Source organism: Variovorax sp. MPBD4-3, from assembly GCF_058809745.1.
In genome coordinates, this window is record NZ_JBXASW010000067.1 from 22,421 (window position 1) to 31,377 (window position 8,957).

Annotated in this window: 9 protein-coding genes; 5 read left to right on the forward strand and 4 right to left on the reverse strand. The window is 69.0% G+C overall.

The annotated features are described in order from the left end of the window. Positions 1-49: 49 nt before the first annotated feature. Entirely contained in the window at positions 50-1,003 is a 954-nt protein-coding gene (locus AC1RVW_RS26535) for a LysR family transcriptional regulator (RefSeq protein ID WP_081267366.1), read from the reverse strand. Between the two features lie 112 nt (positions 1,004-1,115). Here AC1RVW_RS26535 and AC1RVW_RS26540 point away from each other — a divergent pair, with 112 nt between their 5' ends. The 4 genes from AC1RVW_RS26540 to AC1RVW_RS26555 are packed head-to-tail and all read left to right on the forward strand — an operon-like array spanning position 1,116 to position 4,789. Then, positions 1,116-2,243, forward strand: a complete 1,128-nt coding sequence (locus AC1RVW_RS26540) for an aryl-sulfate sulfotransferase (protein WP_234382168.1) — start codon at positions 1,116-1,118, stop codon at positions 2,241-2,243. Further along, on the forward strand, positions 2,240-3,211 hold the full coding sequence (locus tag AC1RVW_RS26545; protein ID WP_493203584.1) for an ABC transporter substrate-binding protein: 972 nt from the start codon (positions 2,240-2,242) through the stop codon (positions 3,209-3,211). Before AC1RVW_RS26540 ends, AC1RVW_RS26545 begins: the two co-directional genes overlap by 4 nt. Beyond that, the gene (locus tag AC1RVW_RS26550; protein WP_081267369.1) at positions 3,208-3,975 is read left to right on the forward strand and encodes an ABC transporter ATP-binding protein; all 768 of its coding nucleotides are present in this window, start codon (positions 3,208-3,210) and stop codon (positions 3,973-3,975) included. The genes AC1RVW_RS26545 and AC1RVW_RS26550 overlap by 4 nt, the downstream gene beginning before the upstream one ends. 10 nt (positions 3,976-3,985) lie before the next feature. Then, positions 3,986-4,789, forward strand: coding sequence for an ABC transporter permease (locus tag AC1RVW_RS26555; RefSeq protein ID WP_493203586.1), 804 nt, complete (start codon positions 3,986-3,988; stop codon positions 4,787-4,789). Between the two features lie 13 nt (positions 4,790-4,802). Here the strand turns inward: AC1RVW_RS26555 and AC1RVW_RS26560 are convergent, their stop codons facing one another. Genes AC1RVW_RS26560 through AC1RVW_RS26570 form a run of 3 tightly spaced genes read right to left on the reverse strand, consistent with a single transcriptional unit; the run spans position 4,803 to position 6,801 of the window. Further along, entirely contained in the window at positions 4,803-5,303 is a 501-nt protein-coding gene (locus AC1RVW_RS26560) for a BON domain-containing protein (RefSeq protein ID WP_285415007.1), read from the reverse strand. Beyond that, positions 5,300-5,809 (reverse strand): flavin reductase family protein, encoded by a 510-nt coding sequence (locus AC1RVW_RS26565; RefSeq protein WP_081267374.1) that lies wholly within the window; start codon positions 5,807-5,809, stop codon positions 5,300-5,302. Before AC1RVW_RS26565 ends, AC1RVW_RS26560 begins: the two co-directional genes overlap by 4 nt. Before the next feature lie 44 nt (positions 5,810-5,853). After that, positions 5,854-6,801 (reverse strand): LysR family transcriptional regulator, encoded by a 948-nt coding sequence (locus tag AC1RVW_RS26570; RefSeq protein WP_493203589.1) that lies wholly within the window; start codon positions 6,799-6,801, stop codon positions 5,854-5,856. 73 nt (positions 6,802-6,874) lie between these two features. On the opposite strand from AC1RVW_RS26570, the gene AC1RVW_RS26575 reads away from it, so the two are divergent. After that, on the forward strand, positions 6,875-8,851 hold the full coding sequence (locus tag AC1RVW_RS26575; RefSeq protein WP_493203591.1) for an alkyl/aryl-sulfatase: 1,977 nt from the start codon (positions 6,875-6,877) through the stop codon (positions 8,849-8,851). The last annotated feature ends 106 nt before the right edge of the window (positions 8,852-8,957 follow it).

Consider the following 8,957-nt stretch of genomic DNA (forward strand, 5'->3'; position numbering starts at 1 on the left):
TGGAAAAAAGCCGCGTAATTCGTCCGATGATCGTATCGCGCCGGCGTTTTCACTGCGCGAAGCCGTTCAGCGACGGCAGCGGCGCCTGCCGCTCGAAGCGCTTCTCGATGGCCAGCAGCGCGGCTTCCAGGAACTGCAGGAACATGCCCATGGCCACCGCCGTGGTCTGGCCGGCGCGCTGGTAGAGGCAGCTGAACGAGCGCGCCCCCGCGTCGGCCAGGCCGGTCCACACCAGCGTGCCGCGCTCCACGTCCTCGGCCACGTTCTCCGGAATGAGAAAGCCGATGCCGGTGCCGCCGGCCACCAGGCGCCGCACCATCGCGACCGAGCTGGTCTCCACCAGCGGGCGCACCTTGCGGTGCTCGCGGTGGTCGATCTGGTCGACCATGGCGCGCAGCTCGGTGTCGGGCGTCATGAGGATCAGCGGATGGTCGAGGCAGTCGCGCAGCCGCGGCAGCTTGCTGGCCGTCGTGAGCGGATGGCCCGGCGGCGTGACCAGGCCCAGGTGCTGCGGAAACGCGCGGATCTCTTCCACGCCGGGCGGCGGCTTGCGGCGCAGGCAGAAGCCGATGTCCGACTCGCCGTTGGCCACCCACTTCAGGATGTTCTCGCCGCTGCCCGAGCGCACGCTGTAGGTCACGCCGGGGTAGTGCTTCATGGCGGCCTCGATGACCTCGGGCACCAGCTGCTCGGCCGACGAATGCGACACCGCCAGGTTGATGTGCCCGCGCCGCAGCGACCGCAAGTCTTCCACCTGGGCCAGGGCGTTGTCGAAGTCGCGCTGGCCACGCCGCACGGCGGCCACCATGATCTCGCCGGCCGTGGTGAGCTGCATGCCGCGCGGCAGCCGGTCGAACAGCGGCGTGCCCACCTGTTCCTCGAGGTTGAGCACCTGCTGGTGCACGGCGGCCGCCGTGAGGTGCAGCGCCTCGGCGGCCTTGCGCACCGAGCCGCGGCGGGCCACTTCGTCGAAACAGCGGAAGGTCTGGGAGATGGCGCGCATGGCCGGAGAGTGTATGGAATTTCCATACGCACCGTACAAAACAAACAGATTTTCCTGACGGGCGATGCGGCCTACATTCGCGCCATTCTTCAATCTCCCCGAGGTTCGTTCCGTGCCCACCACCACCGTAGACCAGATCACCCAGCGCCGCCGCGGCGTCGGCCTGATCGCCCACGACCCGGCGCTCAGCGCCGGCGGCTACACCCTGATCGCGCCGCAGACCGACGACGGCAACGTCTACCTGATCGACATCGAGGGCCGCGTCGCGCACCAGTGGAAGATGCCGGTGCGCCCGGGCCGCGCGGCCGTGATCCTGCCCAACGGCAACCTTGGCTACAACGGCAACCACGCCGATTCGCCCGAGATCTACGGCGCCTGGTCGCTGTGGCACGGCGGCGATTTCTACGAGGCCACGCCCGCGGGCGAGATCGTCTGGCGCTACCAGGATCCGACGCACCACCACGACGCCCGCTGGCTGGCCAACGGCCACCTGCTGTACGCAGGCTGCGCGCCCGTGCCGCCCGGCTTTGCCGAGCGCGTGCCCGGCGGCACGGCGCACGGCCCCGACGAGACGATGTACGGCGACGTGATCCGCGAGGTCGACCGCGACGGCAAGCTGGTGTGGGAATGGAAGGCCTGGGAGCACCTGAAGCCGGAAGACTTCCCCATCCACCCCGGCTTCGGCCGCACCCACTGGCCGCTGGTGAACGGCCTGGACGTGACGCGCGAGGGGCTGGTGCTCATGAGCCTGCGCACCACCTCGGGCATCGTGGGCGTCGACCGCGCCACGGGCGGCGTGAAGCTGCACATTCCGCCGTCGGTGCTGTCGCACCAGCATGCGCCGGTCGCGCTGGACAACGGCAACATTCTTGCTTTCGACAACGGCAACTTCCGCACCGGCAAGCATGTGGCGTTCTCCCGCGTTCTCGAAATCGACCCGGCCTCCAACGAGGTCGTGTGGCAGTACGCGGACGAACTGGTCAACGCGTTCTACACCGCCTACATGGGCAGCGCGCAGCGTCTGCCCAACGGCAACACGCACGTCACCGAGTCGGCCACCGGGCGCCTGTTCGAGGTCACGCCGGCCGGCGAGGTGGTGTGGGAGTACGTGATTCCCTGGTTCGCCGAATACCCCGACGAAGCCGCGCGCAAATACGTGCCCGGCCGGCAGAACAGCGTGTTCCAGACCTTCCGCTACACGGCGGCGCAACTTCCCTGGCTCAAGGTGTCCGCATCATGATTTCTTCCGCCCTTCGTATCGCAATCCCGCTGGCGCTGGCGCTGGCGGCGGTGCTGCCTCTTTCCGCACAGGCCGCGGATGCACCCAAGCCGGTGCGCATCCTCAGCAACTGGTTCGCCCAGCCCGACCAGGCCGGCTACTGGCAGGCCCAGCAGGACAAGCTCGGCAAGGAGGCCGGCATCGAGATCAGCGTGCTGCAGGGCGGCCCGAAGATCCAGACCATTCCGCAGGTGGCCTCGGGCCAGGCCGAGTTCGGCATCGGCAACGCCGACGACGTGCTGCTGGCCCGCCTGCGCGGCGCGCCGGTGCGCGCGGTGTTCGCGCACCTCGACTATGTGCCCTACACGCTGGTCTATCACGCCGACCCGGCGGTGAAGTCCATCACCGACCTGCAGGGCCGCACCTTTGCGGTGAACCTCGGCAACGCCTACTGGGAGTGGACGAAGAAGCAGTACAAGCTCGCCGGCACGCGCGAGATCCCGGTGAGCGGCGACCTCAGCCTGTTCCGCAACGACCCGAAGATGGTGCAGCAGGGCTACTCGCTCTTCCTGCCCGCGCGCATGGCCGCGGCCGGCGTGCAGGTGCAGCAGATCACGCTGGCGTCGCTGGGCTACCGGCCGTACGACGTGCTCTTCACCACCGACGACATGATCCGCAAGAACCCCGCGCTGGTGAAGGCCACCATCGCGGCAGTGCAGAAGGGCTGGGCCAACTACGTGCGCAACCCGCAGGGACTCAAGCCGCTGATCACCGGCATGAACAAGCAGATGACGCCCGAGATCTACGACGCGGCCAACAAGGAAATGATCGAGACGCTGATCTCCCACGACCTGGGCCGCATCGGCTGCATGAGCGACGCGCGCTGGAACGAGCTGGCGGGCCAGCTGCGCAGCGTGAATTTCCTGCCGGCGAACTTCGACGCGAAGCAGGGCTACGACCGCACGCTGGTGCCGGGCTGCGCCCCATGAGCGGCGCGGCCGTCGGGCTGGAGGGCGTGTCGAAGCGTTTCGACACGCGCAAGGATGGCGGGTTGCTGGCGCTGGACACGGTCGACTTCGCGCTGCGCCCGGGCGAGTTCGTCTCCATCGTCGGGCCTTCGGGCTGCGGCAAGTCGACCCTGCTGCGCATCATGGCGGGGCTCGTGGAGCCGAGCACCGGGCGCTGCACCCGGCCCGAAGGCATGGAGACCGCCTTCGTGTTCCAGGAAGCCGCGCTGCTGCCCTGGCGCACGGTTGAGCGCAACGCGCAGCTGCTGATGGAGCTCGAAGGCCACGCGCCGGCCAGCTACCGGCCCCGCGCGGCCGAGGCGCTGAAGCTGGTGGGGCTCGCCGGCTTCGAGAAGTCGTACCCGCACCAGCTTTCGGGCGGCATGCGCATGCGGCTGTCGTTGGCGCGCGCGCTGGCCTTGCGGCCGGGGCTGCTGCTGCTGGACGAGCCGCTGGCGGCGGTCGACGAACTCACGCGCGACGTGCTGCAGGAAGAGCTGTCGTCGCTGTGGCGCCAGGCCGGCTTCACCGGCGTGCTGGTGACGCACAACGTGCACGAGGCGGTGTACCTGTCGAACCGGGTGGTGGTGATGTCGCCGCGGCCGGGGCGCATCCTCGACGTGATCGACGTGCCTTTCGAATTCCCGCGCGCGCCGGAGCTGCGCGCCAGCGCGGGCTTCGCGGCGCTGACCGGGCAGGTGACGGCGGTGCTGCGCGCGCAGCATCGCGCACAGGCGGTGGCGTGAGGAGACGGCGATGACGCAAGGATCCATTTCTTCCCCCGCCGCAGCCTTCGCGCGCAACGCCGCCCCGGTGCTGGTGGTCGCGCTGCTGGCCATCGGCCTCTGGTGGCTGCTGAGCGCCACCGTCTACCAGGGCAAGGGCTACCTGCTGCCGTCGCCGCAGGAAGTGGCGGCCGCCACGGCGGAGAACGCCGGCGTGCTGATCGGCGCCACGCTGTCGACGCTGAAGGAGGCGCTGCTGGGCTACGCAATGGCCATCGTGCTCGGCATCGCGGGGGCGGCCGTGCTGGCGCAGTCGCGGCTGCTGGAGCGCAGCCTGTATCCGTATGCGGTGCTGCTGCAGACCGTGCCGGTGGTGGCGATCGCGCCGCTGATCGTGCTCTGGTTCGGCTACAACGAGCTGTCGGTGGTGATCGTGAGCTTCATCATGTCGCTGTTCCCGATCATCAACAACACGATGCTGGGCCTGCGCTCCACCTCGCGCAACCTGGCGGAGCTGTTCGCGCTGCACCGCGCGGGCGGGCTGGTGTCGTTCTGGAAACTGCGGCTGCCGGGCGCGCTGCCGCACATCTTCGCGGGGCTGCGCATCTCGGCGGGGCTGTCGGTGATCGGCGCCATCGTGGGCGAGTTCATCATCGGCTCCGGCAATGCCGAAGGCGGCCTGGGCGTGCAGATCGTGTTCGCGCAGGGGCGCATGTACACCGCGCTGCTGTTCGCCGAGGTGATCGCGGCGACGCTGCTGGGCTTCGTGTTCTTCCTGGCGGTGAGCGCCATCGGCCGGCTGCTGTTGCGGCACTGGCACGAGTCGGCGCTCTAGCGCCCCGGGCCTGTCACTGCGCGGCCAGCGGGTAGGGCGGCTTGCCGCGCGTGCCCACCATCAGGTCGGGCACCACGGCCTCGACGTCGGGCAGGGCGCGGGCGGTGCGCTCCAGTCTTTTTGCCAGCGCGGCGTTGGGCACGCAGCCCTGCAGGTACACCCAGCGCCGCTGGATCATCACCCACACGCTGCCCTTGTCCACGCCGGGCACCGCCCGCAGCGCGGCGCGCACCTTGGGCGCCAGCGGCTTGTCGTAGCGGTAGGCGTTGCTGTCGGTGCACTTGCCGGCCAGCCAGCAGCTGGTGCCGCGTTCCAGCCGCGAATGGGTTTGCACGCGGCGTTCTTCGGCGGTATAGAACGGCCCCTCGGGCATTGGGCAGGCCGGCAGGCCCGCCGACACCTGGAAGAACGGGTCGTCGAACCAGTTCTGCTTGAGCGGCCCGCCCGCTTCCTGCGCCATGCCGGCCTGCGCTGCGAGCAGCAGGACGGCCATCAGCGCAGGGCGCAGGGTCACAAGGGGTGTTCCGTGTAGAAGCGCCCGCCGTGGAACAGCAGCGGCGAGGCGCCGATGTCGTGCGTGCAGCGCTCCACTTCGCCGACGAAGATCACATGGTCGCCTTCGTCGTAGCGGCTGCGGTTGAAGCACTCGAAGCTCGCGGCGGCGCCGGCCAGCACGGGCGCACCGCCCAGGCCTTCGGTGAAGGCCACGTCGGCCCAGCGGTCGATGTTCTTGGTGGCGAAGCGTTCGGCCAGCGCCTTCTGGCTGGCCGCCAGGATGTTGACGGTGTAGTGCGAACCGGCGCTGAGCGCGGGCATCGATCCGGCCGCGCGCGCCAGGCTCCACAGCACCAGCGGCGGCGCGAGCGAGACGGAATTGAAGGAGTTGGCCGTGAGGCCGACCAGCGTGCCGTCGGCCGCCCGGGCGGTGACGATGGTGACGCCGGTGGCGAACATGCCGAGCGCTTCACGAAACTCGTCGGGAGAAAAGGAGGGCGGCTGGGCCCGGCGGAGAGTGGTCACTGAAAAAGGCTGCGAGGGCTTGGAGGGCAGAAGGCCATTTTGGCTCAGCGACCCGGGGGCTGCTTGGCGGGGCTCATCAACTCGGTCACCAACCGGGAATAGGCGGTGGCCGCAGGCGAGAGGGTACGCCCTGCGAGCGTCACGAGGCTGTAATGCGTTTGCATGCCCGTGAGGCCGGCCACCGGCAGCGGCACCAGCGCGCCGGTTTCGTGCCCCGGCGCGGGCGCCAGCGGCGCAAGGATGGCAGCGTTGGCCGTGAGCGCCAGGTGCCGCAGCGTGCCCGCGTCGTCGCAACTCACGTTGAACAGGCTGCGGTCGCCGCCCTTGACGCCCTTACCGCCTGTGACGCTTTTGCCGCGCCTGGCCTGCCGGTCGAACTGCGACGCCACCTCGGCCGGCAACTGCGGGCCGGCCACGGGGTAGTCCATGAGGCTCTCGAGCGTGACCTGCTTCAGCCTGAGCAGCGGATGCTTCGGCCGCACGAAGAACGACACCGGCACGTCGGGCAGCCGCGCCAGCTTCAGGCCGGGCTGCTTGTTCAGGTCGCGCGTGTCGGCGATGAACAGGTCGAGCTGTCGACGATGCAGGCGCTCGCACAGGCTGGCGGTGTCGGCCACTTCCATGCGCATCAGCAGTTGCGGATGGCGCTGGGCCATGAGCGACAGGGCCATGCGCCCCAGCGTGCCGGCCGCGAACGGCCCGAGGCCCACCGCGAGGCTGCCGATGGCCAGGCCTTCGAGCTGCAGCACGTCGCGCTCGATCTGCGCGGCATCGGCCAGCAGCTCGCGGGCGCGGGCCAGCACCAGCTCGCCGGCCTGGGTGAAGCGCACGGTGCCGTAGGCGCGGTCGATCAGGCGGGCCTGCAGGCCTTCTTCAAGAGTGTCGATGCTGCGCGAGAGCGCGGGCTGCGACAGGTGCACGGCCTGGGCCGCACGGCCGAAGCTGCCCTGGTCCGCGAGGGCGACGAGATGCTGGAGCTGGCGCAGCTGCATTTTGCAAATTCCTGAAGATCAGACCTCATATTTTGCATTTGCCAATGCTTTCAGCGGTTCGGAGAATCGCGCCATGATTTCCTCCCTCTCCCGTACAGCCGGGTTCGTCGCGCTGGCCTGCATGCTGGGTGCCCCGCCGGTTTCCGCGCAGACGGCCCCCAAGCCGCCCGAGCCTTCCACGCTGCAGGCCAACGCCGACATGGCGAAGACGCTGCCCTTCGCCGATCGCCGCGACTTCGAAGACGCCATGCGCGGCTTCATCGCCACCGTGCCCGACGCGCTGGTGCCCGGCGCCGGCCCGCGCCCGGCGTGGAGCATGAAGCCCTACGACTTCCTCAAGGCCGACGCGCCCGCGGACACCGTCAACCCCAGCCTGTGGCGGCAGGCGCAGCTGAACGCCATGCACGGGCTGTTCCAGGTGACGGACCGGGTCTACCAGGTGCGCGGCTTCGACCTGGCGAACATGACCATCGTCGAAGGCGACAGCTCGCTGATCGTCATCGACCCGCTGCTGACCGCCGAGACCGCGCGCGCCGCGCTCGACCTGTACTACCAGCACCGGCCGATGAAGCCGGTGGGCACGGTGATCTATTCGCACGGCCATGCCGACCACTTCGGCGGCGTGAAGGGCGTGACCACCGAGGCCGACGTGGCCGCCGGCAAGGTGCAGGTGCTGGCGCCCGCCGGGTTCATGGAAACCGCGGTGGCCGAGAACATCCTCGCGGGCAACGCGATGAGCCGGCGCTCGCAGTACCAGTTCGGCTCGCTGCTGCCGCCGGGCGTGCGCGGGCAGGTCGACACGGGCCTGGGCAAGGCGCTGGCGCGCGGCACGGTGACGCTGATTGCGCCCACGGCCAGCATCGACAAGCCGACCGAGGCGCGCACCATCGACGGCGTGCAGTTCGTGTTCCACCTGGTGCCGGGCTCCGAGGCGCCTTCGGAAATGCTCATGTACCTGCCGCAGTTTCGCGTGCTGAACATGGCGGAAGACGTGACGCACAACATGCACAACCTGTACACGATCCGCGGCGCCGAGGTGCGCGACGGCAACCTGTGGTCGAAGTACATCGACGAGGCGCGCGTGGCCTTCGGCGGCAAGGCCGACGTGCTGATCGCGCAGCACCATTGGCCCACCTTCGGGCAGGACCGCATCGTCGACCTGCTGAAGAAGCAGCGCGACATGTACAAGTTCATCAACGACCAGTCGCTGCGCCTGCTGAACCAGGGCTACGCCGCGGCCGACATCGCCGAGACGCTGCGCATGCCCGCGAGCCTGTCGCAGGAGTGGTCGGCGCGCGGCTACTACGGCACGCTGCGCCACAACGCCAAGGCGGTCTACCAGAAGTACCTGGGCTGGTACGACGCCAACCCCGCCAACCTGGATCCGCTGCCGCCGGTGGCGTATGCGAAGAAGACGCTCGAGTACATGGGCGGCGCCGACGCGGTGATCGCGCGTGCGCGCGACGATTTCCGCAAGGGCGAGTTCCGCTGGGTGGCCAGCGCGATGAACCAGGTGGTGTACGCGGACCCGTCGAACCGCGCGGCCCGCGAACTGGGCGCCGATGCGCTGGAGCAGCTGGGCTATCAGTCGGAGGCCGGCACCTGGCGCAGCGCCTACCTGGTGGGCGCGATGGAGCTGCGCAATGGCGTACCGAAGATTTCGATCGGCAGCAGCGCGAACGCTGACACGCTCAAGGCGGTGAGCAACGACCTGTTCTTCGATTTCCTGGGTGTGCGGCTCGACGCGGCCAAGGCGGAGGGCAAGAAGCTGGTCATCAACTGGAACTTCACCGATTCGAACCAGCAGTTCGTGTTGACGCTGGAGAACTCTGCTTTGACGCACATCGCGGGGCAGCAGCCGGGGGCCGACGCCACGGTGACGTTGAGCCGGGCCACGCTCGATGCGGTGACGCTGAAGGAGACGAGCTTTCCGGCTGCCGTGTTGACCGGGAAGGTGAAGATCGAAGGCGACCGGGCCAAGCTGGCTGAGCTGATGTCGATGCTCGATACCTTCGAGCCCATGTTTCCTGTGGTGGAGCCGCGGCGTTAGTTCGCTGTTCGTTGTTCGGGGTGCGTGCCCAGGCCACCGGGTGCTCCCCTCCGCGAATGTCCCCCGGCCTGCGGCCTCCTCCTTTATTTCGCTGCGGGGAGCACCC